Source organism: Lysobacterales bacterium, assembly GCA_019634735.1.
In the GTDB taxonomy this organism is placed as follows: domain Bacteria; phylum Pseudomonadota; class Gammaproteobacteria; order Xanthomonadales; family UBA2363; genus Pseudofulvimonas.
In genome coordinates this window covers 18,658-42,949 of record JAHCAT010000015.1, presented here as the reverse complement: position 1 = coordinate 42,949, position 24,292 = coordinate 18,658, and the positions used below count along the sequence as shown (strand labels likewise).

The window sequence follows — 24,292 nt, the reverse complement described above, 5'->3', positions numbered from 1 at the left end:
GATAAATGGCTCGTTCACTCAAGAAGGGTCCGTTCGTGGATCACCACCTGCAGAACAAGGTGGAGTCCGCTCTGGCCAGCAGCAGCAAGAAGCCGATCAAGACCTGGTCGCGGCGTTCAATGGTCCTCCCGGAGATGGTGGGTTTCACCATCGCCGTGCACAACGGCCGCCAGCACGTTCCGGTCATGGTCAACGAGAACATGGTCGGGCACAAGCTCGGCGAGTTCGCCCCGACCCGGACCTTCAAGGGTCACTCGGGCGACAAGAAGTCGAAGTAAGGGAGCACAGCAATGGAAGCCAGAGCGATCCTGCGCGGTGCGCGCATCTCCCCCCAGAAGGCCAGGCTGGTCGCCGACCAGGTCCGCGGCATGCCGGTGGGTCGCGCCACCGACGTGCTTGCCTTCAGCCCCAAGAAGGGCGCGGCGCTGATCAAGAAACTGCTGCTCTCGGCCGTCTCCAACGCCGAGAACAACCAGGGTGCCGACGTCGACGAGCTGAAGGTCGCGCGCATCTTCGTGGACGAGGGCCCGCGCCTGAAGCGCTTCGCCGCCCGCGCCAAGGGCCGTGGCACGCGCATCGTCAAGCGCACCAGCCACATCACCGTCGTCGTCGGCGACAACTGAGGACGCAAAGATGGGTCACAAGGTTCATCCTATCGGCATCCGGCTTGGCATCGCCAAGGACTGGAACTCCAAGTGGTACGCGGGCAAGCGCGAGTTCGCCGGCTACCTCGCCGCCGACCTGCGCGTCCGCGAGATGCTGCTCAAGGACGAGCGCCTGAAGGACGCGGACATCAGCCGCATCCAGATCGAGCGCCCGGCCAAGACCGCCCGCATCACGATCCACACCGCGCGTCCCGGCGTCGTCATCGGCAAGAAGGGCGAGGACATCGAGCGGCTGCGCAAGCGCGCCACCCAGGTGATGGGCGTCCCGACGCACATCAACGTGGTCGAGGTGCGCCGCCCCGAGCTGGACGCCCAGCTTGTCGCCAAGTCGATCGCCGGCCAGCTCGAGCGCCGCATCATGTTCCGTCGCGCGATGAAGCGTTCGGTCGGCAATGCCATGCGCCTCGGCGCGCTCGGCATCAAGATCAACGTCGCCGGCCGCCTCAACGGCGCCGAGATCGCGCGGTCGGAGTGGTACCGCGAGGGCCGGGTGCCGCTGCACACGCTGCGCGCCGACATCGACTACGGCTTCGCCGAGGCGAAGACCACGTACGGGATCATCGGCGTCAAGGTCTGGGTCTACAAGGGCGAGGTGTTCGATCTGCACGCTCCGCAGGCCGAGGAAGCGCCGGCCCCGAAGGGCAAGGGCGACCGCGGTGATCGTGGCGACCGTGGCGACCGCGATCGCGGCGCCCGCGGCAAGGAGTAAACGACAATGCTGCAACCCAAGCGAACCAAGTTCCGCAAGGTCCACAAGAGCCGCAACCGGGGCCTCACCTTCGTCGCAAACCAGGTGAGCTTCGGCGAGTTCGGCCTGAAGGCGACCCAGCACGGCATGCTGACCGCCCGCCAGATCGAGGCCGCGCGCCGGACCATCTCGCGCCACGTGAAGCGCGGCGGCAAGCTGTTCATCCGCGTGTTCCCGGACAAGCCGATCACCCGCAAGCCGATCGAGGTGCGCATGGGTTCGGGCAAGGGCAACGTCGAGTTCTGGGCGGCCGTGATCCAGCCGGGCCGGATGATCTACGAGATCGAAGGCGTTTCCGAGGCCGATGCCCGGGCCGCGTTCGCACTGGCCGCCGCCAAGCTGCCGGTGAAGACCACCTTTGTGACCCGCACGGTGCTGTGATGAAGATGAACGACCTCCGCAAGAAGTCGGACAAGGAACTGGCCGAACAGCTCGTCGAGCTGAAGCGCGAGCAGTTCAACCTGCGCATGCAGAAGGCCAGCGGCCAGCTCACGCAGACCCACGAGATCCGGCGTGCCCGCCGTGACGTCGCGCGCCTCAAGACCGCGCTCGGCGAGAAGAAGTAAGGACCCGCGAGCCATGAACACGCCCGATAAGGTCGCCAACACCCTGGAAGGCAGGGTGGTCAGCGACAAGATGCAGAAGACCGTCACGGTGCTGATCGAGCGCCAGGTCAAGCACGGCATGTACAACAAGTACCTGCGCCGCTCGACCAAGGTGCACGCCCACGACGCCGAAGGCCAGTGCCGCGAGGGCGACCTCGTCCGCATCGCCGAGTGCCGCCCCCTGTCCAAGACCAAGAATTGGCAGGTGGTCGAGGTGCTCGAGCGCGCGCAGCGCTGATCAGACCGCCATCACCAGGAGATCGAGACAATGATCCAGATGCAAAGCACCCTGCAGGCGGCGGACAACTCCGGCGCCCGGGAACTTATGTGCATCAAGGTGCTGGGTGGTTCCAAGCGCCGCTACGCCAACATCGGCGACATCATCAAGGTGTCGATCAAGGACGCGATCCCGCGCGGCAAGGTCAAGAAGGGCGAGGTCTACAACGCCGTCGTGGTCCGCACCGCCAAGGGCGTCCGTCGTCCGGACGGCTCGCTGATCCGTTTCGACGGCAACGCCGCCGTCCTGCTCAACAACAAGCACGAGCCGATCGGCACGCGCATCTTCGGGCCCGTGACGCGCGAACTGCGCTCCGAGAAGTTCATGAAGATCGTGTCGCTGGCGCCGGAAGTGCTGTAAGGAAAACGCTGTCATGAATCGTCTGCGCAAGGGTGACCAGGTACTCGTGATCACCGGCAAGAACAAGGGCCAGAAGGGCGAGGTGATCCGCGTCCTGAACGGCGGCGAGCATCTCGTCGTGGCCAACGTGAATCTGGTGAAGCGCCATACCAAGCCGAATCCCCAGGCCAACCAGCCGGGCGGGATCATCGAGCGGGAGGCGCCGATCCACGGCTCCAACGTGATGTTGCTCAACCCGGCGACGGGCAAGGGCGAGCGCGTCGGTTTCAAGGTGCTGGAGGATGGACGCAAGGTTCGCGTGTTCCGCTCCAGCGGTGAAGTGGTTGACGCCTGAGGAAAACGCCATGTCCACGCGTCTGGAAAAGTTCTACAAGGAAGAGGTTGTCCCGAAGCTGACCGAGAAGTTCGGCTACGGAAACCCGATGCAGGTCCCGCGCCTGGCCAAGGTGACGCTGAACATGGGCGTCGGCGAGGCAGTGGGCAACAAGAAGGTGCTGGAGAACGCGCTTGCCGACATGACCAAGATCGCCGGTCAGCGGCCGGTGACCACGCTGGCCCGCAAGTCGGTGGCGAGCTTCAAGATCCGCGACGGCTGGCCGATCGGCTGCAAGGTGACCCTGCGCCGGAAGCAGATGTTCGAGTTCCTCGACCGGCTGATCAACATCGCCTTGCCGCGCGTGCGCGACTTCCGGGGCATCTCCGGCCGCTCGTTCGACGGTCGCGGCAACTTCAACTTCGGCATCAAGGAACAGATCATCTTCCCTGAGATCGATTTCGACCAGGTCGACGCGCTGCGCGGCATGGACATCGCCATCGGCACCACCGCGAAGTCGGACGCCGAGGCCAAGGCACTGCTCGAAGCGTTCAGCTTCCCCTTCCGCAACTGATCGACAGGATCCGACGCAATGGCCAAGACAAGCATGGTCGAGCGCGAGCTCAAGCGGGCGAAGCTCGTGAAGCGCCACGCCAAGAAGCGCGCCGAGCTGAAAGCGGTGCTCGCCGACCCCAATGCCTCCTACGAGGCGAAGATGGAAGCCAGCATCAAGCTGCAGAAGCTGCCGCGCGACTCCTCGCCGGCGCGCGTCCGCAACCGTTGCGCGCTTTCCGGCCGCCCGCGCGGCACCTACAGCAAGTTCGGCCTGGGCCGCAACAAGCTGCGCGAAGCCACCATGCGCGGCGACGTCCCCGGTCTGCGCAAGGGCAGCTGGTGATCTCGCGGATATCGGTGCTTAGAGACATTCCAAGGAACAATTCGAAATGAGCATGACTGATCCCATCGCCGACATGTTCTCGCGCATCAAGAATGCGCAGGCGGCACGCAAGCAGAGCGTCCGCATGCCGGCCTCCAAGCTCAAGTCCGAGATCGCCCGGGTCCTGAAGGACGAGGGCTACATCGCCGACTTCGCCACCCGCGAGACCGGCCCGGGCAAGAAGGAGCTGGAAGTGCTGTTGAAGTACTTCGAGGGCCGTCCCGTTATCGACCGGCTGCAGCGCGTCAGCAAGCCCGGCCTGCGCCAGTACCGTGGCAAGAGCGAGCTGCCCAAGGTGCTCGGCGGCCTCGGCATCAGCATCGTCACCACATCGTCCGGTGTCATGACCGACGCCCAGGCCCGCAACAAGGGTCTTGGCGGCGAAGTGATCGCCCTGGTCGCCTGAGGAGAGAAATCATGTCGCGAGTCGCCAAGAAGCCGATCGCGCTGCCGAAGGGCGTCGAGTGCCACATCGGCGAGCAGCAGATCGAGGTCAAGGGTCCCAAGGGCAGCCTCATCGGCCCCCGTCCGGACGGCGTCGAGATCTCCATCGAGAACGGCACGGTCACCCTGGCCGCGCGGTCCGACCAGGACTGGGCGATGGCCGGGACGCTGCGCGCGTTGCTCAACAACATGGTCACCGGTGTCAGCCAGGGCTACGAGCGCAAGCTCGAGCTGGTCGGCGTCGGCTACCGCGCAAACATGCAGGGCAGGGACCTGAACCTCGCCCTTGGTTTTTCCCATCCGGTCGTCTTCACGGCGCCGGAGGGCATCACGATCGAGACGCCGACCCAGACCGAGGTCCTGGTCAAGGGAACGGACAAGCAGGTCGTCGGCGAGGTTGCGGCCAAGATCCGCGGCTTCCGCCCGCCGGAGCCCTACAAGGGCAAGGGCGTGCGCTACTCCGGCGAGAAGATCGTGATGAAGGAAGCGAAGAAGGCCTGATCCGGAGATGAGCACCGTGGACAAGAACACTTCCCGCCTGCGCCGCGCCAAGCGTTCGCGCATGCACATCCGCGAGCTGGGCGTGCCGCGCCTGAGCGTGCACCGCACCGGCCAGCACCTCTACGCGCAGGTCTTCGCCGCCGACGGCCAGAGCGTCGTCGCCGCCGCCTCCACCGTCCAGAAGGCCGTCCGCGAGGGCCTCAAGGGCACCAAGAACAAGGACGCGGCCGCCGCCGTCGGCCGTGCCGTCGCCGAGGCGGCGCTGGCCAAGGGTGTCGATTCGGTCGCCTTCGACCGCTCCGGGTTCCGCTACCACGGCCGCGTCAAGGCCCTGGCCGACGCAGCCCGCGAAGCCGGCCTGAAGTTCTGACCACGAGACTGAGAATTCAAGAAAATGGCAAACGATCGCGACAACAACGACGGCCTGATCGAGAAGCTCGTTTCGGTCAACCGCGTCTCCAAGACGGTCAAGGGCGGCCGCATCTTCGGCTTCGCCGCGCTGACCGTCGTCGGTGACGGCGCCGGCAAGGTCGGCTTCGGCTACGGAAAGGCCCGAGAGGTTCCGGTGGCCATCCAGAAGTCGATGGAGAAGGCCCGCAAGAGCATGGTCGACGTCGCCCTCAACGAAGGCACCATCTGGTACCCGGTGACCGCCGAGCACGGCGCCGCCAAGGTCTACATGCAGCCTGCCGCCGAGGGCACCGGCGTGATCGCCGGCGGCGCCATGCGCGCGGTCTTCGAGGTGCTCGGCGTGCGCAACATCCTGAGCAAGGCCCAGGGCTCGCGCAACCCGATCAACCTGGTGCGCGCCACCATCATCGGTCTCAAGAACATCGCCTCGCCGGCCCGCATCGCGGCCAAGCGCGGCAAGAGCGTGGAGGAACTGACCGGTGGCAACTGACAACCACAAGACCGTCCGCGTCCGCCTGGTCAAGGGCCTGCGCGGCTGCCAGGAGCGGCATCGCAAGAGCGTGCAGGCCCTGGGCCTGCGCAAGACCAACGACGTGCGCGAGCTCAAGGACTCGCCGAGCGTCCGCGGCCTGATCAACCAGGTCGGTTACCTGGTCCGAGTCGAGGAGTGACATCATGCGCCTGAATGACATCAAGCCCGCCGAGGGCGCCCGCAAGGAGCGCACCCGCGTCGGCCGCGGCATCGGCTCCGGCCTGGGCAAGACCGCAGGTCGCGGCCACAAGGGCCAGTACGCGCGCGCCGGCAAGGGCAAGGTCAAGGCCGGCTTCGAAGGCGGCCAGATGCCCCTGCAGCGCCGCCTGCCCAAGGTCGGCTTCCGCTCGCGCAAGAAGCACGAGTGCGCCGAGGTGTTCGTCTACCAGCTGGAGATGGTGCAGGGCGACACCGTGGACCTCGACATCCTGCGTGGCGCCGGCCTGGTGGACCGCCACGCGGTGCGCGCCAAGATCGTGAAGAAGGGCGAGCTGGCCCGGGCCGTGCACGTGAAGGGCGTTGCGGTCACCGCCGGTGCCCGCGAAATGATCCTCGCCGCCGGCGGCAGCGTCGAGTGACGGCCGGACCGGCCGGGACCGGCCGGTACTTCGATCAGGGATGATCCCGCGCAATCCGGGGGCTGGCCATGGCGGCCGGTCCCCTGGGTCACGGACGATCTCAAAGCTTAGGGACTTAACGTGGCACTGAAGACACCAAATGCTGGAGCGATGGCGGGATTCGGCAAGCTGACCGAGCTGCGGCAGCGTCTGCTGTTCGTGGTTGGTGCGCTGATCGTCTACCGCCTGGGCACGTTCATCCCGGTCCCCGGCGTCAACCCTGGCGCCATGGCCGAATTCATGGACCAGCAGAGCGGCACCATCGTCGACATGTTCAACATGTTCTCCGGTGGCGCGCTCGAGCGCTTCTCGATCTTCGCGATCGGCATCATCCCCTACATCTCCGCCTCGATCATCGTGCAGCTGCTGTCGGCGGTCCTGCCCAGCCTGCAGGCGATCAAGAAGGAAGGCGAGGCCGGCCGCCGCAAGCTGACCCAGTACACCCGCTACGGCACCGTGGCCCTCGCCGTCTTCCAGGCCATGGGCGTCGCCGTGGCGCTGCAGAACCAGACCCTGGGCGGCGGACTGCCCGTGGTCATCAACCCCGGCTTCGGGTTCGTGTTCAGCGCCGTGGTCGGCCTGACCGCGGGCACCATGTTCCTGATGTGGCTGGGCGAGCAGATCACCGAGCGCGGCGTCGGCAACGGCATCTCGCTGATCATCTTCGCCGGCATCGTCGCCGGCCTGCCGTCGGCGATCGCCGCGACCCTGGAGCTGGCGCGCAATGGCGACCTCAGTCCCCTGACCGTGATCTTCGTGCTGGTGATCGTGCTCGCCGTCACCCTGTTCGTGGTGTTCATGGAGCGCGCGCAGCGCCGCATCCCGGTCAACTACGCACGAAAGCAGGGTGGCCGAAACGCCTACATGAACCAGACGTCGCACCTGCCGCTGAAGCTGAACATGGCGGGCGTGATCCCTGCGATCTTCGCGTCCAGCATCATCCTGTTCCCGGCCACCGCCGCCTCCTGGTTCGGCACCGGCTCGGGCACCGGCACCCGGGTACTGCAGTCGATCACCCAGGCGCTGTCGCCGGGCGAGCCGCTGTACCTGCTGCTGTACGGCGCCCTGATCGCCGGTTTCGCGTTCTTCTACACGGCAATCGTGTTCAACAGCCAGGAGACCGCCGACAACCTCAAGAAGTCCGGCGCGCTGATCCCGGGCATCCGCCCGGGCAAGGCGACCGCCGACTACATCGACGGCGTGCTGACCCGGCTGACCGCCGCCGGTGCTGCCTACCTGGTCGCGGTCTGCCTGCTCCCCGAGTTCATGCGGTCGGGCTGGAACGTGCCGTTCTACTTCGGCGGCACCTCGCTGCTGATCGTCGTGGTCGTGGTCATGGACTTCACGTCCCAGATCCAGGCCCACCTCATGTCCCACCAGTACGAAAGCCTGCTCAAGAAGGCCAACCTCAAGGGATCGGGCCGTTCCGGCCTGGTCCGGCGATAGGTACTTGAGTTCCAGGCCCAGGTTTAACTATAATTTCCGGTTCACTGCGCAGTAGTTAGTTCGGAGACGCATCAGATGGCGCGCATCGCAGGCGTAAACCTTCCGGTCCAGAAGCATGTCTGGATCGGCCTCACCAGCATTTTTGGCATTGGCCGTTCCCGCGCGCGCAAGATCTGCGACAGCGCCGGCGTGGTCTCCAGCACCAAGATCCGCGACCTTACCGAGGCGCAGGTCGAGAGCCTCCGTTCTGAGGTCGGCAAGTTCGCGGTCGAGGGCGACCTCCGCCGCGAGAACGCCATGAGCATCAAGCGCCTGATCGACCTGGGCACCTACCGTGGCCTTCGCCACCGCAAGGGCCTGCCGACCCGGGGCCAGCGCACCCGCACCAATGCACGCACCCGCAAGGGCCCGCGTCGCCCGATCAAGAAGTAAGGACTGCCGCACATGAGCAAGCCGGCTGCCGCCAGCAAGGGCAAGAAGAAGATCAAGCGCGTGGTCACGGACGGCATCGTCCATGTCCAGGCCTCGTTCAACAACACGATCATCACGATCACCGACCGCCAGGGCAACGCCCTGTCCTGGGCGACCTCGGGCGGTGCCGGTTTCCGCGGCTCGCGCAAGTCGACGCCGTTCGCGGCGCAGGTGGCTGCCGAGAAGGCCGGCCGTGTCGCGCTCGACTACGGCGTCAAGAACGTCGAGGTCCGCGTCAAGGGTCCCGGTCCGGGCCGGGAGTCCTCGGTGCGTTCCCTGAACGCCCTGGGCATCAAGGTCACCAGCATCACCGACATCACGCCGATTCCGCACAACGGCTGCCGGCCGCCGAAGCGCCGCCGGGTCTGAAGTCAACTGGTTGTTGCGATCCCCGCGATCGCACAGTTCGAGAAACCGGCCTTCGATGGCCGGATCACTGGAAAGAGCACATGGCACGTTACATCGGTCCCACCTGCAAGCTGGCCCGCCGCGAAGGCGCCGACCTCAGCCTCAAGAGCCCCGCCCGCGGCATCGAGTCGAAGTGCAAGTTCGAGCAGAAGCCCGGACAGCACGGCGCCGTCGCCAAGCGCGGCAAGCTGTCCGACTACGCGGTGCAGCTGCGCGAGAAGCAGAAGGTCAAGCGCATCTACGGCCTGCTGGAGCGCCAGTTCCGCAACTACTACGCCAAGGCGTCGACCCGCAAGGGCAACACCGGCGAGAACCTGCTGCAGATGCTGGAGACCCGACTGGACAACGTCGTCTACCGGATGGGCTTCGCGGTGACCCGCGCCCAGGCCAGGCAGCTCGTTTCCCACAAGGCAGTCATGGTCAACGGCCGCAGCGTCAACCTGCCGTCGTTTGCGGTCAAGCCGGGCGACGAGATCGCCATCCACGAGCGCGCCAAGGGCCAGCTCCGCGTCCAGGAGGCCCTCACCGTGGCCGAGCAGATGGACCTGGTGCCGGGCTGGATCGAGGTCGATTCGAAGAAGATGACCGGTGTCTTCAAGGCGCTCCCCGAGCGCTCTGACCTGCCGGCCGACATCAACGAAAGCCTCATCATCGAGTTGTATTCCAAGTAAGCAATCCGGAGAAAGCCTGAATGGCAAGCGCTCCCATCAGCGTGCTGCGTCCGCGCGGCGTCACCGTGGAAAAGCTCAGCGCGCACCGCGCCAAGGTCGTGGTGGAGCCGCTCGAGCGCGGTTTCGGCCACACCCTTGGCAACGCGCTGCGTCGAGTCCTGCTCTCCTCGATCCCCGGTGCGGCGATCGTCGAGGCGGAGATCGACGGCGTGCTCCACGAGTACACCACCGTCGAGGGCCTGCAGGAGGACGTCCTGGACGTCCTGCTGAACCTCAAGGACGTGGCGATCCGCCTGAACGGGCGCGACGAGACCATGGTCCAGCTGTCCCGCAAGGGCAAGGGCGTGATCACCGCCGGCGACATCCAGGGCGATGCCAGCGTCGAGGTCGTCAACCGCGACCACGTGATCGCGCACCTGACCAAGGACATCGAGTTCACCATGCGGCTGAAGATCAGCCGCGGCATGGGCTACCAGCCGGCCACCGTCCGCCTGGCGGGCGACGAGCCGCGCCCGATCGGCAAGCTGCAGCTCGATGCCTCGTTCTGCCCGGTGCGCCGGGTCGCCTACGAGGTCGACGCCGCCCGCGTCGAGCAGCGTACCGACCTCGACCGCCTGGTTCTGGACGTCGAGACCAACGGCACGGTCGAAGCCGAGGACGCGGTCCGCCAGGCCGCGGGCATCCTGGCCGAGCAGATCTCCGTGTTCGGGGACTTCTCGCGGATCGAGCCGGAGAAGTCGCGTGCCGAGACCGCCGGCTTCGATCCGATGCTGCTGCGCCCGATCGACGACCTGGAGCTCACGGTGCGTTCGGCGAACTGCCTGAAGGCCGAGAGCATCTACTACATCGGCGACCTCATCCAGCGTTCCGAGGTCGAGCTGCTGAAGACCCCGAACCTGGGCAAGAAGTCGCTCACCGAGATCAAGGACGTACTGGCGGCCCACGGGCTGTCGCTGGGCATGAAGCTCGAGAACTGGCCGCCGTCGGGGCTCGGCTCCGGCATGATGGCCGGCTGATACACCAAGAAACCAGGCGCCACCCGCCGGACCGCGTGAGGACCGGCGAGGTTGGCGACCCATAACAACCCTCGTATTGGTACCGGCCAGGATCGGCCGGTTGATCCGGACAGGACGTCCACAAGCAGGAATCGCCGTCATGCGTCACCGCAAAGCCGGGCGCAAGCTCAACCGCACCAGCGCCCACCGTGAAGCCATGTTCCGCAACATGGCCGCAAGCCTGTTCCGCCACGAGATCATCAAGACCACGCTGCCCAAGGCCAAGGAACTGCGCCGGGTTGCCGAACCGCTGATCACCCTGGCCAAGACCGATGGCGTCGCCAACCGCCGCCTGGCGTTCGCCCGCCTGCGCGACGACGTCGCCGTCGGCCGCCTGTTCGTCGAGCTGGGTCCTCGCTACCGCGAGCGCCCGGGTGGCTACCTGCGCATCCTGAAGTGCGGGTTCCGCGCCGGCGACAATGCGCCGATGGCCTACGTCGAGCTGGTCGATCGCCCGCAGACCGACGCCGCGGAGCAGTCCGACGCCGCCTGAGCCACGCGGTGTCCGATCTGGCAGGGCCCGGCGGGGAACCGTCCGGGCCCTTTGCGTATCCGAAAGCCGTTGTTGACCGGACCCCACAGGAAGCCACGCCCATGAAACCAGGATTCCGCCAGTTGGCGCTGCTCGGCTTCCTCGCCTGTGCCGGCCTGATGGCCTACGCCCTGTACGCCCAGCATGTTCTCGGCCTCGAGCCTTGTCCCCTGTGCATCTTCCAGCGCGTCGCGGTGATCGCCACCGGCGGAGTGCTGCTGGCGGCGGCCCTGCACGGGCCGGCGGCGGCCGGACGGTGGGTCTACGCCTTGCTCGCGGCCACCGCCGCGGCACTCGGTGCCGGCGTCGCCGGCCGCCATGTCTGGCTGCAGTCCCTGCCGGCCGACCAGGTGCCCGCCTGCGGGCCTGGGCTGGACTACATGATGGAGGCGTTTCCGCTCTCCCAGACGCTGCGCATGGTGTTCAGCGGCTCGGGCGAGTGCGCCGAGGTCGACTGGACCTTCCTCGGCCTGTCGATGCCTGCCTGGACCCTGATCTGCTTCGTCGGCCTGCTGGTCTGGGCGCTGGCGATGCCCGTGCTGGCACGTCGGCGCACGATCTGAACGGCCGGCCCGAAGCCGTCCGCCTGGCCACGTACGTGGCGCCACCGCGGTGGGGCGCTATGGCATGATGGTGCGCAGCAGCATGGAACGATCCCGCCGATGAGCAAGAGCCACAGCAGTCCGATCGCCGCCGTCCGGCCGGCCCAGGACTGGCGCCCGGATTCCTGGACCGCGCGTCCCGCCAGCCAGCAGCCGACCTACCCGGACCCCCGGGCGCTGGAGGGCGCGCTCGGACAGTTGCGCGCCCTGCCGCCGCTGGTCACCTCCTGGGAGATCCTCGCGCTCAAGCAGCAGATCGCCGAAGCCGCCGCCGGCCGCCGCTTCCTCCTGCAAGGCGGCGATTGCGCGGAGAGCTTCGCGGACTGCCGCTCCGACATCATTGCCGACCGCCTCAAGGTGCTGCTGCAGATGAGCCTGGTGCTGGTGCACGGCCTGCAGCTTCCGGTGGTCCGGGTCGGCCGCTTCGCCGGGCAATACGCCAAGCCGCGCTCGGCCGACACCGAAACGCGCGACGGCGTCACCCTGCCCAGCTACCGCGGCGACCTGGTCAACGATGTCGCCTTCGACGCCGCCAGCCGGACCCCGGATCCAGCGCGCATGATCGAGGGCCACGCGCGCTCGGCGCTGACCATCAACTTCGTGCGCGCCCTGATCGACGGCGGTTTCGCCGACCTGCACCATCCCGAGTACTGGGATCTGAGCTGGGTGCGCCATTCGCCGTTGGAAGCCGAGTACCACCGCCTGGTGGAGAGCATCGGCCGCGCGATCCGGTTCATGGAGACCCTGGTCGGCGACCCCATCGGCAACCTCAACCGGGCGGAGTTCTACACCTCGCACGAGGCGCTGCTGCTGCACTACGAGCAGGCGCTCACCCGCGAGGTGCCCCGCCAGTGGGGCTGGTTCAACCTGGGCACGCACTTCCCCTGGATCGGCATGCGCACGGCCGACCTGGACGGCGCCCACGTCGAGTACATGCGCGGCATCCGCAACCCGGTCGCCGTGAAGATCGGCCCCTCGACGCCGCCGGACGCCCTGCTGCGCCTGCTCGACGTCCTGGACCCGGACGATGAGCCCGGCCGGCTCACCCTGATCCACCGGATGGGCGCCGCCCACATCGGAAGCCGCCTGCCGCCGCTGCTGCGCGCCGTGCGCGGCACCGGCCGCGGCCTGCTGTGGAGCTGCGACCCCATGCACGGCAACACCGAGACGCTGGGCAACGGCTTCAAGACGCGTCGCTTCGACAACATCCGGGGCGAGCTCGAGGCCGCGTTCGACCTGCACGGCGAGGCCGGCACGCGGCTCGGCGGCGTGCACCTGGAGCTGACCGGCGACAACGTGACCGAATGCATGGGCGGCGCGCGCGACCTGTCGGAAACCGACCTGGCGCGCGCCTACCGGTCCAGCGTCGATCCGCGGCTCAACTACGAGCAGGCGCTGGAACTGGCCATGCTGATCGTCCGCAAGCGCGGCGCCTGAGGCGCCGCGCGGGCACGGGGCCCGGCCGGGCCGCCTCGATCCGACTCAGGCCGCGGCGCGCGAGGCGCGCTTTCGGTCGGTCTCGCTGAGCATCTTCTTGCGGATGCGGATCGACTTCGGGGTGACCTCGACCAGCTCGTCGTCGTCGATGAACTCCAGCGCCTGCTCCAGGCTGTAGCGCACCGGCGGCGTCAGGTCCAGGGCGTCGTCCTTGCCCGAGGCCCGGAAGTTGGTGAGCTGCTTGCTGCGCTGGGCGTTGACCGTCAGGTCGTTGTCGCGGGCGTGGATGCCGACCACCTGGCCTTCGTAGACCTCGTCGCCGGGCGAGATGAACAGCCGGCCGCGCTCCTGCATGGCGAACTGCGCATAGGCCGGGGAGGGGCCGCTGCCGTTGGCGATCAGCACGCCGTTCAGGCGCTGGCCGATGTCGCCGTCCAGCCGGGGACCGTACTTCTCGAAGACGTGGAACAGCAGGCCGGTGCCCGCGGTGAGCGTGCGGAACTCGGTCTGGAAGCCGATCAGGCCGCGCGCCGGGATCAGGTACTCCATGCGCACGCGGCCGTTGCCGTCGTTCATCATGTCGCGCAGCTGGCCCTTGCGCAGGCCCAGGCGCTCCATGACCGCGCCCTGGAAGTTCTCCTCCAGATCGACCACGAGCTGCTCGTAGGGCTCCTCGATGCGGCCGTCGATTTCGTGCAGGATCACCTCGGGCCGCGACACCGCCAGCTCGAAGCCCTCGCGGCGCATGTTCTCGATCAGGATCGACAGGTGCAGCTCGCCGCGACCCGACACCTTGAAGGTATCCGGGTCCTCGGTGTCGTCGACGCGCAGCGCGACGTTGTGCATCAGCTCGCGCTGAAGGCGGTCGCGGATCTGCCGGCTGGTCAGGAACTTGCCTTCGCGGCCGGCGAACGGCGAGTTGTTGACCTTGAAGAACATCGAGATGGTCGGCTCGTCGACGGTCATCACCGGCAACTGCTCCGGGGAGTCCGGATGGCACAGGGTGTCGGAGATGCCGAGCGTCTCCAGGCCGTTGATGGCGATGATGTCGCCGGCCCGGGCCTCCTCGACCTCGCGGCGGTCCAGGCCGTGGAAGCCCAGCACCTGCAGGATGCGTCCCTGGCGGCGCTTGCCGTCGCGGTCGATCGCCACCACCGGCGAATTCGGCCGGATCCGGCCGCGCTGCACGCGGCCGATGCCGACGATGCCCACGTAGGGGTTGTAGTCGAGCTGGCTGATGCGCATCTGGAACGGACCCTCGGGATCCAGCTCCGGTGCCTGCACGTGGTCGACGATCGCCTGGAACAGCGGGCCCATGTCGCCGGAACGGACATCCGGCTCGTTGCCCGCGTAGCCGTGCAGGGCCGAGGCGTAGACGACCGGGAAGTCGAGCTGCTCGTTGCTGGCGCCGAGCTTGTCGAACAGGTCGAAGGTGGCGTCCAGCACCCAGTCCGGACGGGCGCCGGGGCGGTCGACCTTGTTGATGACCACGATCGGCTTGAAGCCCATCTGGAAGGCCTTCTGGGTCACGAAGCGGGTCTGCGGCATCGGCCCGTCGAAGGCGTCGACCAGGATCAGCACCGAATCGACCATGCTCAGCACGCGCTCCACCTCGCCGCCGAAATCGGCGTGGCCCGGGGTGTCGACGATGTTGATCCGGTACTCGGTGCCGTCCGGCGAAGTCCAGCGGATCGCCGTGTTCTTGGCCAGGATGGTGATGCCGCGCTCGCGCTCGATGTCGTTGCTGTCCATGACCCGGTCCGGCACGGCGTCGCGATCGGCGAAGGTGCCGGACTGCTTGAGCAGCTGGTCGACCAGCGTGGTCTTGCCGTGGTCGACGTGGGCCACGATGGCGATGTTGCGCAGGTTGTTCAGGCTCATTGGGACGGCCGCCGGACGGCTATTCGGGAAAGTCCGCCAGTATAGCGGGCTGGCCGGGGATTGTGCAGTGCAACATGGCGGGTCTGCCGCCGCCTCCGGCATACTGTTCAGCTTCCCCGATACCCACAGGATTTCCCGCATGTCCGAGCTCACCGCCACCCTCACCACCAGCCGTGGGCCGATCCGGCTGCGCCTGTTCGCCGACCAGGCACCGGTGACCGTGGCCAACTTCGCCAACCTGGCCCGGCGCGGCTTCTACGACGGACTGTCGTTCCACCGGGTGATCGCGGACTTCATGATCCAGGGCGGCTGCCCGCGCGGCACCGGCACTGGCGGTCCCGGCTACCGCTTCGAGGACGAGTGCCGTCCGGAGCTGCGCCACGATCGCGCCGGCGTGCTGTCGATGGCCAATGCCGGGCCGGGCACCAACGGTTCGCAGTTCTTCATCACCCATGGCGCAACGCCCTGGCTGGACGGCAAGCACACCGTGTTCGGCGTGGTGGTCGACGGCGACGACCAGAAGGTGGTCGACGCGATCCGCCAGGGCGACAGCCTGGAGTCGGTGACCGTGAGCGGCGACGTCGACGCCCTGCTGGCGGCCCAGTCGGCGCGGGTCGCCGAGTGGAATGCCGTGCTGGATCGCACCTGACGGACAGCCTTGCCGGGCGCCCCGCGCGGCCGCGCCGCCGGGGCGCCGTGCGTGATCCCGGGGCCGGACCCGTCGACGGTGCAGGGCGTCGAGCCGTCGGATCGGCGGGCCGCGTGCCGGACCGCCCTGCGTCCGCAGCGCGCGATCCTGGCGTGGCGCAGTGCGCCGGAGCGACCCCCGGGCCGCGTCCGCCGGGCGGGCGGGTACGTTCAGCGTGGTAAAATCCCAAGGCTTACCCGCCTGACCGGAACCTGCCATGCCGAAACTCGCCCAGCGCGTGGGCCGCGCCAAGCCCAGCGCCATCATGGTCGTCGCCGAAAAGGCCAAGGCGCTCAAGGCGGCCGGCCGCGACGTCGTCAATTTCTCGATCGGCGTGCCCAACTTCCTGCCCGGCCCGCACGTCTACGAGGCCGCCCGCAAGGCCCTGGACGCCGATTCCGGGCAGTACGGCTCCAACCGGGGCCGCGACGACCTGCTCGACGCCTTCCTTGCGCACATGTCGGCGATCGGCCTCGATGGCTACACGCGCGGCAACTGCGCGGTGGCGGTCGGCGCCAAGCACATGCTCTACAACCTGTTCGAGGCGATGCTCGACGAGGGCGACGCGATCGCCTTCGCGACCCCGTACTGGACCAGCTACATGGACATCGCCGAGATCGTCGGCGCGCGGGTCATGCTGCTGCCGTGCCCGCCGGAGCAGGACTACAAGCTGACCCCCGCGCAGCTCGACGAGGCCCTGGCGGCGAAGCCGCGGGTGTTCCTTTTCAACAACCCCAGCAACCCCACCGGCATGGTCTACAGCCGGGCCGAAGTCGCCGCGCTGGCGAAGGTCATCGAACGCCACCCCGACACCTGGGTGATCACCGACGACATCTACAACCGCATGGTGTTCGACGGCGTCGGCTACCACAACTTCGTGCAGGCGGTGCCGGCGCTGCGCGAGCGCGTGGTCTTCGTTGACTCCATCTCGAAGACCTATGGCATGCCGGGCTGGCGGGTCGGGCTGATGGCCGGGCCGGCGGCGGTGGCTGGCGCCGTCACCACGCTCAACTCCAACCACATCACCAACATTCCCGAGATCGTCACCGCCGCGGCCGTTGCCGCGCTGACCGGGCCACAGGACGTGCCGACCGGCAAGTGCGCCGAGTTCCAGGGCAAGCGCGACCAGGTGCTGGCCGCGCTGGCGGAGATCCCGGGGGTCGCCTGCCCGAAGCCGCAGGGGGCCTTCTACGTGTTCCCGGACGTCTCCTGCGCCTACGGGCGCCGGCACGCCGGAGCGGTGATCGGCAACGATGTCGAGCTGTGCGCCGCCCTGCTGGAGAGCAAGGGCGTGGCCTGCGTGCCGGGCAGCGCGTTCGGCGAGCCGCGCGCGCTGCGGATCAGCTACACCTGCCCGACCGCGCAGCTCGCCGACGGTCTGCGGCGCATCCAGGACTTCTTTGCCGAGCTGACCGATTGACCGCACCCCGACGCCCCGCATGAACGTATCGCCGCGACTGTTGTTTGCCCTCGCCGGTCTGGCCTTCGCCGCCCTGGTGCTCTGGCCGGGCAGCGCGGAACGTGCCGTGGCCCAGGCCCGCGCCGTGGTCGGCAAGGACAAGGTCGTGATGTTCAGCACGCGGCACTGCGGCTACTGCGAGCGCCTGCGGCGCGACCTCCGCCAGGCCGGCATTCCCTGGACCGAGCGCGACATCGAGGCGTCGACCGCCAACTACAACGCCTGGCGTGCCCTGGGCGGCCGCGGCGTGCCGCTGACCCTGGTCGGCGAGACCGTGGTCAACGGTTACAACCCCGGCCGCATCCTCGAGCTGGCGCGCCGCCCCTGAACCCGTTCGTCCCCTTCCCCGATAGCGCAAGAGACCCACCCATGAAGACTCCCGTCCGCGTTGCCGTGACCGGCGCCGCCGGCCAGATCGGCTACTCCCTGCTGTTCCGGATCGCCTCCGGCGAGATGCTGGGCAAGGACCAGCCGGTGATCCTGCAGATGCTCGAGCTGCCTGTCGAAAAGGCCCAGGCGGCGCTGCGCGGGGTGATGATGGAGCTCGAGGACTGTGCGTTCCCGCTGCTGGCCGGCATGGTCGGCACCGACGACCCCGAGGTCGCCTTCAAGGACGCCGATGTCGCCCTGCTGGTCGGCGCCCGGCCGCGTGGCCCGGGCATGGAGCGCCGCGACCTGCTGCTCGAAAATGGCAAGATCTTCACCGCCCAGGGTGCGGCGCTCAACAAGGTGGCCAGCCGCGACGTCAAGGTGCTGGTGGTCGGCAACCCGGCCAACACCAACGCCTGGATCGCGATGAAGTCGGCGCCCGACCTGCCGGCGGCCAATTTCACCGCCATGCTGCGCCTCGACCACAACCGCGCGCTCTCCCAGCTCGCCGGCAAGGCGGGTGTCGCCGTCGCCGACATCGAGAAGCTGATCGTCTGGGGCAACCACAGTCCGACCATGTATCCGGACTACCGGTTCGCCACCGCCGGCGGTGCGTCCCTCCGGGAGCGCATCGCCGACGAGGCCTGGAACCGCGAGGACTTCATTCCCACCGTCGGCAAGCGCGGCGCGGCGATCATCGAGGCGCGCGGGCTGTCGTCGGCGGCCTCCGCGGCGAATGCCGCGATCGACCATGTCCGCGACTGGCTGCTCGGCAGCGGCGGCCGCTGGGTGACCATGGGCGTGCCGTCCGACGGCAGCTACGGCATTCCCGAGGGCGTGATGTACGGCGTGCCGGTCACCTGCGAGGGCGGCCGCTACACGCGCATCGCCGACCTGCCGATCGACGAGTTCAGCCGCAGCATGATGGACAGGACCCTGGCCGAGCTCGAGGAAGAGCGCGCTGGCGTCGCCCATCTGATCTGAACCTCGCGGCCGGCGCCCGCGCCGGCCCGTCCACTGGAGCTCCGATGACCCCGACCGTCTCCCCCGGCGCGCGCTTCCGCGCCGCACTCGCCGCCGAGTCGCCCCTGCAGGTGATCGGCGCGATCAACGCCAACCACGCCCTGCTGGCAAGGCGCGCCGGCTACCTGGCCATCTACCTGAGCGGCGGCGGCGTCGCCGCCGGCTCTTTGGGGTTGCCCGACCTGGGGATCAGCGGTCTCGAGGACGTGCTTGTCGACGTGCGCCGCATCACCGACGTCTGCGACCTGCCGCTGCTGGTCGACATCGACACCGGCTTCGGGCCGAGCGCGTTCAACATCGAGCGCACGGTGAAGTCGCTGATCAAGGCCGGCGCCGCCGCCTGTCACATCGAGGACCAGGTCGGCGCCAAGCGCTGCGGGCACCGGCCGGGCAAGGAGATCGTCGCCACCGTCGAGATGGCCGACCGCGTCAAGGCCGCCGCCGACGCCCGCACCGACCCGGACTTCTTCCTGATCGCGCGCACCGACGCGATCGCCGTGGAAGGCGTCGACGCCGCCATCGAGCGGGCGATCGCCTGCGTCGAGGCCGGCGCCGACGGCATCTTCGCCGAGGCCGCCTACGACCTCGACACCTACCGGCGCTTCGTCGACGCCGTCGGCGTGCCGGTGCTGGCCAACATCACCGAGTTCGGCAAGACGCCGCTGTTCACCCGCGACGAGCTGGCCGGCGCCGGTGTCGCCATCCAGCTCTACCCGCTGAGCGCGTTCCGGGCCATGAACCGCGCCGCCGAGGCCGTCTACGAGGCGATCCGCCGCGACGGCCACCAGAAGGCCGTGCTCGACACCATGCAGACCCGCGAGGAGCTGTACGAGCGGATCGGCTACCACGACTACGAGCGGCGCCTCGACGCGCTGTTCGCCAGCAAGAACTGACGGAGCCAGACATGTCCGAGAGCACCCTGCCGAAGACCAAGAAGTCGGTGGCCCTGAGCGGCACCGCCGCCGGCAACACCGCCCTGTGCACGGTCGGCCGCAGCGGCAACGACCTGCACTACCGCGGCTACGACATCAAGGACCTGGCGACGAGGTCCAGCTTCGAGGAAGTCGCCCACCTGCTCATCCACGGCGCGCTGCCCGACGCCAATCGCCTGCGCGCCTACCGGACACGGCTGCAGCGGCTGCGCGGCCTGCCGGCGATCGTCCAGGAGGCCCTGGAGCTGGTGCCGGCCAATGCCCACCCCATGGACGTGATGCGCACCGGTTGCTCGGTGCTGGGCACCGTATTGCCCGAGAGGGAGGGCCACCCGGCCGCCGAGGCGCGCGAGATCGCCGACCGCCTGGTCGCGAGCTTCGGCGCCATGCTGCTGTACTGGTGGCACTTCACGCGCCACGGCCGGCGCATCGAGGTCGAGACCGACGACGCCACCGTGGCCGGCCACTTCCTGCACCTGCTCCACGGCCGGCCGGCGGCGGACCTGCACGTCGACGCCCTGGACAAGTCGCTGATCCTCTACGCCGAGCACGAGTTCAACGCCAGCACCTTCACCGCGCGGGTGATCGCCGGCACCGGCTCGGACATGCATTCGTGCATCACCGGCGCGATCGGCGCCCTGCGCGGGCCCAAGCACGGCGGCGCCAACGAGGTGGCGATGGACATCATCGCCCGCTACGACAGCGCCGATGCCGCCGAGGCCGACATCCGGGCGCGCGTCGAGCGCCGCGAGATCGTCATCGGCTTCGGCCACCCGGTCTACACCATCGGCGATCCGCGCAACCCGATCATCAAGGAGATCAGCCGCTCGCTGTGCGGCGAGGGCGGCAATCCGACCCTGTTCGAGGTCTCCGAGCGGATCGAGACCTTGATGTGGGACCTCAAGAAGATGTTCCCCAACCTCGACTGGTACTCGGCCTCCTCCTACCACATGATGGGCGTGCCGACCGCCATGTTCACGCCGCTGTTCGTGATCGCCCGAACCACCGGCTGGGCGGCGCATGTGATCGAGCAGCGCGAGGACGGCAAGATCATCCGTCCCAGCGCCAACTACACCGGTCCGGACGAGCGCCCCTATCCGCCGATCGAGTCGCGCTGAGTCTGCGCGCCCCGGCCCGGCGGGTCGCGCGCGGCAAGCATCCCGCGGCGGCGCCGGGCACGCGTCAAAGGGCAGCCGTCGTCGGGCGGCGCCCGCGCCGCCGGGCCGGGCACGGTCGCCTCGCGCTGCCACGCAGCGGTCAGGTGGTGAGACCTTCGGCAGCCAGTGCCCGCTGTACCGCGGGATCGGCCTCGATCCGGCTGCGGAACGCCGCCAGCGCCTGAAGTCCGTCGAGCTCGACGCCGGTGCCGGCCGCCCAGCGAAGGACCACGTAGAGGTAGGGATCGGCGATGCTGGGCTGGTCGCCCGCCAGCCACGGACGCCCGTCGCCTGCCAGGTCCGCGTCGATCCGCGCGAGCAGGGTCCGGACCGCCTCGCGCGCCTTCGCCTTGAGTGCGTCGTGCTGTTCGCCGTCGTCCAGGAAGCGGCCAGGCTGGAACAGGGGCAGGAAGGCCTTGTGCACGTCCGAGTTCAGCATGCCCAGCCAGCGGTTCACGCGGGCCCGGCCCCGGGCGCTGCCGTCGCCGCCGAGACCCGCCTGCGGGTGGCTGTCGGCCAGGTAGTTGAGGATGGCGACGTTCTCGACCAGCACCCAGCCGTCGTCCTCGACCAGGGTCGGCACCGATCCGTTGGGGTTCAGCGCCAGGTACTCCGGAGACTTCAGGGCGCTGCGCGACATCCGCACCGCATCGAACGGGCGGCCGATCCACTCCAGGACGATGTGGACGGCGAGCGGGCAGGCCCCGGGCAGGTAGTAGAGCTTCATCGACGTTCTCCGCGGACCGAGGCGGGGAGCATGCCACGCCTCGGGTGATGCGACCGTAACGGGGCTTCCCGGGTCGGCGCCGGTCCGTTCATGCCGGCCAGGCCCGCCGCCACGCGCGGATCAGTCCAGCCAGGGCCGGTGCCCGGGCCTGCACCTGGCCGGCATCCTCGAAGACCAGCATGGCGCGGTCCGCGGCCAGCCAGCGCAGCAGGCTGGCGGGGTCGTCGATCGCCGCCCGCAGATCGCCCGGTGGCCGGGCGCGCGCGTCGCCATGCAGGATCAGCGCGACGCCGTCGCGCTGGCGCAGGTTGAAGGTCGCGAAGTGCCGGCCGGCGCTGAAGCTGGGCGCGTTCCACTTGATCGACTCGCCGATCGCCGGGTCCAGCGCCAGGACCAGGCGGCGTACCGCCTGGACGGTCGCCCGCCGGGGTGCGTCGAGGGTCGCCAGGAAGGCCTCCACGGCGACGCGTCCGTCCTCCGGCAGCGTTTTTCCAGGGCGGGGCACGGCTGGGTCCGGGCTCAGGCCATCAGGCGCAGCACGATGGCCGCTGCCACCAGCGCCAGGCCACCCAGGCCGACGCCCCGCGTCAGCGTATCGGTGGCGCCGCCGTGCGCGGCCGCACGCGCGTCGCGGAAGGCGGCGACCGCGAGCAGGACGAATCCCAAGCCCGCCAGCAGCTCCGGCGGGCGGCCGAGGCGGGCGAACTCGTAAAGGCGGACCATCGCCAGCACCGCGAACAGCGCGGCGAACAGATGGCGCGCGGTGGCGCGGGTGGCGTGACCGGTCACTGGCAGGGGTTCGGCGTCGGCCGCCACGGCAGCCGGGGCGACCAGTCTAGCCGCCCGCGGTGCCGCGATGCTGCCCGGGGCATCCGACCCGGGCAGCGCGCCTCAGGTCACCCGGCACAGCAGGCCCTTCAGGTAGGCGGTCTCGGCGACCGCCGGCAGCACCGGATGGTCGGGACCCTGCTGGAGTCGGGCAAGCACCGCGACATGGCGGCCGGTCCGCACTGCGGCGTCCTGTACCGCCGCCATCAGTTCCTCTTCGGCCAGGTGGTGCGAGCACGAACAGGTCACCAGCATGCCGTCCGGCGCCAGCAGCTTCATGGCGAGCTGGTTGATCCGGCGGTAGGCCTGCACGCCCTCCTTGTGGTCCTTGCGGCGCTTGATGAAGGCCGGCGGGTCGAGCACCACGATGTCGAAGCGCTGGCCGTCCTCGCGCAGGGCCTTTAGTGCCTCGAAGGCATCGGCGTGCAGGGTGTCGACGCGCCCGGACAGGCCGTTGGCGGCGGCATTGGCCTCGATCGCCTCGCAGCTCGGCAAGGAGCTGTCCACGCAGACCACCTCGCGGGCGAAGGTGGCGGCGGCACGCAGCCCCCAGCCGCCCTGGTAGGCGAACACGTCGAGCAGGCGTTCGCCCCGGCCGAGCCGCATCAGCAGGTCGCGGTTGGCGCGCTGGTCGTAGAACCAGCCGGTCTTCTGGGCGCTGACCAGGGGCACGGTGAAGGTCACGCCGTCCTCGACCGCCTGGATGCGGTCCGGCAGTTCGCCGATGCCGGCCTCGACGTACTCGGGCAGGTTCTCAAGACGACGGGCGCTGCCGGCGTTGCGCCAGACCAGGCAGGCCGGGCCGACCACTTCGGCTACTGCGGCCTCGATTTCCGTCCGCAGCCGTTCCATGCCGGCGGTGGCGATCTGGCCGACCAGCACCTCGCCGTAGCGGTCCAGCACCAGGCCGGGCAGGCCGTCGCTTTCGCCATGCACCAGGCGATAGTGCGGTGTCGGATACAGGCGCTCGCGCAGCCGCAGCGCCACGCGCAGCCGTTCCGCCACCAGGCCGCGGTCGGCGGCGCCGTCCGGACGCCGGCTCAGCAGCCGCGCGCTGATCAGGCTGTGCGGATTGACGTAGGCGATGCCGACCGGCTCGCCACGGCTGTCCTGCACCTGCACCTGGTCGCCCGGCTCGAAGGCCTTCAGCGGCGTCTGCGCGGTGTCGATCTCGTTGCTGTAGATCCACGGGTGTCCATGTCGGACTCGGCGGTCCTCGCCACGCTTCAGGCGCAGCGGCGGCAGGGGAATGCTCATCGACGGGTCTCCAAGGGTCGCACAGGGTAGCCCAGGCCGGGCCTGGCGGCCTGCGCCCATGGCCAGGGGGCGTGCCCGCGCGGCAGGCAACGGGCTTGGTGCCGGCCGTTCCATGAGGCCGCCACAGCGGGCCCCATGAAACAGCCCGGGCTAGCCCGGCACCGACGACTGCTGCGTCAGGCGGGCCGCATGCATCCGCTGTGCGCCATGGATGTCGGCGAACAAGGCCAGGCTGACCGCGGCCAGGGCAATGCCCAGGACCTCGCCCAGGGTTCCGACGACGTTCAGGCGGATGAATTGCTCGACGGTCTCGGCGGAGCGCGCCATTCGCCACACGGCCTGACCCGCGAAGCCGTTCGCCAGCCAGAGGGTCCACCACCAGCCGAGCAGCGCGCAGCCTTCGCCACGCGGTCGACGCGCCGGATCGTTGCTGGCTTCCCAGAGCTCGCGCACGGCCAGGTACGGCACCCAGAGGGAGAACAGCGGAATGAAGAACCAGCCGACCGTCCAGCCCGGCGTGTACTGAAGGCGGGTGGCGCCCAGGGCACGCACGTGCCGCGCCGAGCGGTACAGCCAGAGCAGGATCACCACGCCGCTGACCACGAACACGGCGATCTGCGTCATGCCGATCAGGCTCTGCCGCTGATCGCTGGCCTGGGCGTCCCGGTCCGCCGTGATGTCGTCCTGGTAGAGCCCGTCCCGGAAGTCGGCCAGCAGGCGGTATTCCGCCAGGTTGCCAAGGATGGCAACGAGGGCGACGACGACCTGGGCGAGCAGGACCAGGCGAACCATGTGCCAGCGACGATCCAGGGCCGCAGGTTCGCTGACCGGGTCCACGGGCGGCAGCGCCCCGATCTCGTCGCTGATCGTTTCTTCCAATTCGGTTGCAGCATCGGGTTGTGACATGACGGTCCTTGTCCAAGCCTGTACCGGGCAGCG

At 68.8% G+C, this 24,292-nt stretch carries 36 protein-coding genes; 30 read left to right on the top strand and 6 right to left on the bottom strand.

The genetic code is table 11. The annotated features are described in order from the left end of the window. Positions 1 to 5: 5 nt before the first annotated feature. The 24 genes from rpsS (at position 6) to KF823_13630 (ending at position 13,032) form a co-directional block, all read left to right on the top strand. Positions 6 to 278: a 30S ribosomal protein S19 gene (gene rpsS, locus KF823_13745; GenBank protein MBX3726970.1), complete on the top strand. Its 273-nt coding sequence runs from the start codon at positions 6 to 8 to the stop codon at positions 276 to 278. Between the two features lie 12 nt (positions 279 to 290). After that, positions 291 to 623 (top strand): 50S ribosomal protein L22, encoded by a 333-nt coding sequence (rplV, locus tag KF823_13740; protein MBX3726969.1) that lies wholly within the window; start codon positions 291 to 293, stop codon positions 621 to 623. A gap of 10 nt (positions 624 to 633) precedes the next feature. After that, the gene (gene rpsC / locus KF823_13735) at positions 634 to 1,374 is read left to right on the top strand and encodes a 30S ribosomal protein S3 (protein MBX3726968.1); all 741 of its coding nucleotides are present in this window, start codon (positions 634 to 636) and stop codon (positions 1,372 to 1,374) included. Positions 1,375 to 1,380: 6 nt separating this feature from the next. Beyond that, on the top strand, positions 1,381 to 1,794 hold the full coding sequence (gene rplP, locus KF823_13730) for a 50S ribosomal protein L16 (GenBank protein MBX3726967.1): 414 nt from the start codon (positions 1,381 to 1,383) through the stop codon (positions 1,792 to 1,794). After that, positions 1,794 to 1,979 (top strand): 50S ribosomal protein L29, encoded by a 186-nt coding sequence (gene rpmC, locus KF823_13725; GenBank protein ID MBX3726966.1) that lies wholly within the window; start codon positions 1,794 to 1,796, stop codon positions 1,977 to 1,979. The genes rplP and rpmC overlap by 1 nt, the downstream gene beginning before the upstream one ends. A gap of 13 nt (positions 1,980 to 1,992) precedes the next feature. Next, positions 1,993 to 2,256, top strand: coding sequence for a 30S ribosomal protein S17 (gene rpsQ, locus KF823_13720; protein ID MBX3726965.1), 264 nt, complete (start codon positions 1,993 to 1,995; stop codon positions 2,254 to 2,256). A gap of 30 nt (positions 2,257 to 2,286) precedes the next feature. After that, on the top strand, positions 2,287 to 2,655 hold the full coding sequence (rplN, locus tag KF823_13715) for a 50S ribosomal protein L14 (protein ID MBX3726964.1): 369 nt from the start codon (positions 2,287 to 2,289) through the stop codon (positions 2,653 to 2,655). Positions 2,656 to 2,668: 13 nt separating this feature from the next. After that, positions 2,669 to 2,989: a 50S ribosomal protein L24 gene (rplX, locus tag KF823_13710; protein MBX3726963.1), complete on the top strand. Its 321-nt coding sequence runs from the start codon at positions 2,669 to 2,671 to the stop codon at positions 2,987 to 2,989. Between the two features lie 10 nt (positions 2,990 to 2,999). Then, complete coding sequence (gene rplE, locus KF823_13705) at positions 3,000 to 3,542, top strand: 50S ribosomal protein L5 (GenBank protein MBX3726962.1); 543 nt, start codon at positions 3,000 to 3,002, stop codon at positions 3,540 to 3,542. Between the two features lie 18 nt (positions 3,543 to 3,560). Continuing rightward, on the top strand, positions 3,561 to 3,866 hold the full coding sequence (gene rpsN / locus KF823_13700) for a 30S ribosomal protein S14 (GenBank protein MBX3726961.1): 306 nt from the start codon (positions 3,561 to 3,563) through the stop codon (positions 3,864 to 3,866). Between the two features lie 46 nt (positions 3,867 to 3,912). Then, positions 3,913 to 4,311, top strand: a complete 399-nt coding sequence (rpsH, locus tag KF823_13695) for a 30S ribosomal protein S8 (GenBank protein ID MBX3726960.1) — start codon at positions 3,913 to 3,915, stop codon at positions 4,309 to 4,311. A gap of 11 nt (positions 4,312 to 4,322) precedes the next feature. After that, a complete protein-coding gene (rplF, locus tag KF823_13690) occupies positions 4,323 to 4,850 on the top strand; it encodes a 50S ribosomal protein L6 (protein ID MBX3726959.1) in 528 nt (175 codons plus the stop codon). Between the two features lie 7 nt (positions 4,851 to 4,857). After that, positions 4,858 to 5,220 carry a 50S ribosomal protein L18 gene (gene rplR / locus KF823_13685; protein ID MBX3726958.1) on the top strand — a complete coding sequence of 121 codons (363 nt, stop codon included), beginning with the start codon at positions 4,858 to 4,860 and terminating at the stop codon, positions 5,218 to 5,220. Positions 5,221 to 5,244: 24 nt separating this feature from the next. After that, positions 5,245 to 5,751 carry a 30S ribosomal protein S5 gene (gene rpsE, locus KF823_13680; GenBank protein ID MBX3726957.1) on the top strand — a complete coding sequence of 169 codons (507 nt, stop codon included), beginning with the start codon at positions 5,245 to 5,247 and terminating at the stop codon, positions 5,749 to 5,751. After that, on the top strand, positions 5,741 to 5,932 hold the full coding sequence (gene rpmD / locus KF823_13675) for a 50S ribosomal protein L30 (protein ID MBX3726956.1): 192 nt from the start codon (positions 5,741 to 5,743) through the stop codon (positions 5,930 to 5,932). The genes rpsE and rpmD overlap by 11 nt, the downstream gene beginning before the upstream one ends. A gap of 4 nt (positions 5,933 to 5,936) precedes the next feature. Next, positions 5,937 to 6,371 (top strand): 50S ribosomal protein L15, encoded by a 435-nt coding sequence (rplO, locus tag KF823_13670; GenBank protein MBX3726955.1) that lies wholly within the window; start codon positions 5,937 to 5,939, stop codon positions 6,369 to 6,371. A 150-nt stretch (positions 6,372 to 6,521) separates the two neighbouring features. Beyond that, positions 6,522 to 7,856 carry a preprotein translocase subunit SecY gene (gene secY / locus KF823_13665; protein MBX3726954.1) on the top strand — a complete coding sequence of 445 codons (1,335 nt, stop codon included), beginning with the start codon at positions 6,522 to 6,524 and terminating at the stop codon, positions 7,854 to 7,856. Between the two features lie 75 nt (positions 7,857 to 7,931). Next, positions 7,932 to 8,288 (top strand): 30S ribosomal protein S13, encoded by a 357-nt coding sequence (gene rpsM / locus KF823_13660; GenBank protein ID MBX3726953.1) that lies wholly within the window; start codon positions 7,932 to 7,934, stop codon positions 8,286 to 8,288. Positions 8,289 to 8,300: 12 nt separating this feature from the next. Continuing rightward, positions 8,301 to 8,696 (top strand): 30S ribosomal protein S11, encoded by a 396-nt coding sequence (rpsK, locus tag KF823_13655; GenBank protein ID MBX3726952.1) that lies wholly within the window; start codon positions 8,301 to 8,303, stop codon positions 8,694 to 8,696. 80 nt (positions 8,697 to 8,776) lie between these two features. Continuing rightward, the gene (gene rpsD, locus KF823_13650; GenBank protein ID MBX3726951.1) at positions 8,777 to 9,406 is read left to right on the top strand and encodes a 30S ribosomal protein S4; all 630 of its coding nucleotides are present in this window, start codon (positions 8,777 to 8,779) and stop codon (positions 9,404 to 9,406) included. A 20-nt stretch (positions 9,407 to 9,426) separates the two neighbouring features. Continuing rightward, the gene (gene rpoA / locus KF823_13645) at positions 9,427 to 10,422 is read left to right on the top strand and encodes a DNA-directed RNA polymerase subunit alpha (GenBank protein ID MBX3726950.1); all 996 of its coding nucleotides are present in this window, start codon (positions 9,427 to 9,429) and stop codon (positions 10,420 to 10,422) included. Between the two features lie 139 nt (positions 10,423 to 10,561). Next, a complete protein-coding gene (rplQ, locus tag KF823_13640) occupies positions 10,562 to 10,954 on the top strand; it encodes a 50S ribosomal protein L17 (protein MBX3726949.1) in 393 nt (130 codons plus the stop codon). A gap of 101 nt (positions 10,955 to 11,055) precedes the next feature. After that, a complete protein-coding gene (locus tag KF823_13635; protein MBX3726948.1) occupies positions 11,056 to 11,556 on the top strand; it encodes a disulfide bond formation protein B in 501 nt (166 codons plus the stop codon). A gap of 99 nt (positions 11,557 to 11,655) precedes the next feature. Then, positions 11,656 to 13,032: a 3-deoxy-7-phosphoheptulonate synthase class II gene (locus KF823_13630; protein MBX3726947.1), complete on the top strand. Its 1,377-nt coding sequence runs from the start codon at positions 11,656 to 11,658 to the stop codon at positions 13,030 to 13,032. A 45-nt stretch (positions 13,033 to 13,077) separates the two neighbouring features. Here KF823_13630 and typA read toward each other — a convergent pair whose 3' ends face one another. Beyond that, complete coding sequence (typA, locus tag KF823_13625) at positions 13,078 to 14,913, bottom strand: translational GTPase TypA (GenBank protein MBX3726946.1); 1,836 nt, start codon at positions 14,911 to 14,913, stop codon at positions 13,078 to 13,080. 139 nt (positions 14,914 to 15,052) lie between these two features. Here typA and KF823_13620 point away from each other — a divergent pair, with 139 nt between their 5' ends. The 6 genes from KF823_13620 to prpC all read left to right on the top strand — a co-directional run bounded on the left by KF823_13620 (position 15,053) and on the right by prpC (position 20,502). Further along, entirely contained in the window at positions 15,053 to 15,562 is a 510-nt protein-coding gene (locus tag KF823_13620; protein ID MBX3726945.1) for a peptidylprolyl isomerase, read from the top strand. A 256-nt stretch (positions 15,563 to 15,818) separates the two neighbouring features. Continuing rightward, a complete protein-coding gene (locus tag KF823_13615; GenBank protein MBX3726944.1) occupies positions 15,819 to 17,021 on the top strand; it encodes an aminotransferase class I/II-fold pyridoxal phosphate-dependent enzyme in 1,203 nt (400 codons plus the stop codon). Positions 17,022 to 17,040: 19 nt separating this feature from the next. Then, on the top strand, positions 17,041 to 17,388 hold the full coding sequence (locus tag KF823_13610; GenBank protein MBX3726943.1) for a glutaredoxin family protein: 348 nt from the start codon (positions 17,041 to 17,043) through the stop codon (positions 17,386 to 17,388). A gap of 41 nt (positions 17,389 to 17,429) precedes the next feature. After that, on the top strand, positions 17,430 to 18,413 hold the full coding sequence (locus KF823_13605; protein ID MBX3726942.1) for a malate dehydrogenase: 984 nt from the start codon (positions 17,430 to 17,432) through the stop codon (positions 18,411 to 18,413). Between the two features lie 44 nt (positions 18,414 to 18,457). Beyond that, positions 18,458 to 19,345: a methylisocitrate lyase gene (gene prpB, locus KF823_13600; protein ID MBX3726941.1), complete on the top strand. Its 888-nt coding sequence runs from the start codon at positions 18,458 to 18,460 to the stop codon at positions 19,343 to 19,345. Between the two features lie 11 nt (positions 19,346 to 19,356). Continuing rightward, positions 19,357 to 20,502: a 2-methylcitrate synthase gene (prpC, locus tag KF823_13595; protein MBX3726940.1), complete on the top strand. Its 1,146-nt coding sequence runs from the start codon at positions 19,357 to 19,359 to the stop codon at positions 20,500 to 20,502. A gap of 139 nt (positions 20,503 to 20,641) precedes the next feature. Here prpC and KF823_13590 read toward each other — a convergent pair whose 3' ends face one another. The 5 genes from KF823_13590 to KF823_13570 form a co-directional block, all read right to left on the bottom strand. Continuing rightward, positions 20,642 to 21,268 (bottom strand): glutathione S-transferase N-terminal domain-containing protein, encoded by a 627-nt coding sequence (locus KF823_13590; protein MBX3726939.1) that lies wholly within the window; start codon positions 21,266 to 21,268, stop codon positions 20,642 to 20,644. Positions 21,269 to 21,356: 88 nt separating this feature from the next. After that, positions 21,357 to 21,773 (bottom strand): DUF1801 domain-containing protein, encoded by a 417-nt coding sequence (locus tag KF823_13585; protein ID MBX3726938.1) that lies wholly within the window; start codon positions 21,771 to 21,773, stop codon positions 21,357 to 21,359. Between the two features lie 14 nt (positions 21,774 to 21,787). Further along, complete coding sequence (locus tag KF823_13580) at positions 21,788 to 22,084, bottom strand: hypothetical protein (GenBank protein MBX3726937.1); 297 nt, start codon at positions 22,082 to 22,084, stop codon at positions 21,788 to 21,790. 75 nt (positions 22,085 to 22,159) lie between these two features. Next, positions 22,160 to 23,353 carry a class I SAM-dependent rRNA methyltransferase gene (locus tag KF823_13575; protein ID MBX3726936.1) on the bottom strand — a complete coding sequence of 398 codons (1,194 nt, stop codon included), beginning with the start codon at positions 23,351 to 23,353 and terminating at the stop codon, positions 22,160 to 22,162. A gap of 150 nt (positions 23,354 to 23,503) precedes the next feature. Then, the gene (locus KF823_13570; protein ID MBX3726935.1) at positions 23,504 to 24,259 is read right to left on the bottom strand and encodes a DUF4328 domain-containing protein; all 756 of its coding nucleotides are present in this window, start codon (positions 24,257 to 24,259) and stop codon (positions 23,504 to 23,506) included. Positions 24,260 to 24,292: the final 33 nt, after the last annotated feature.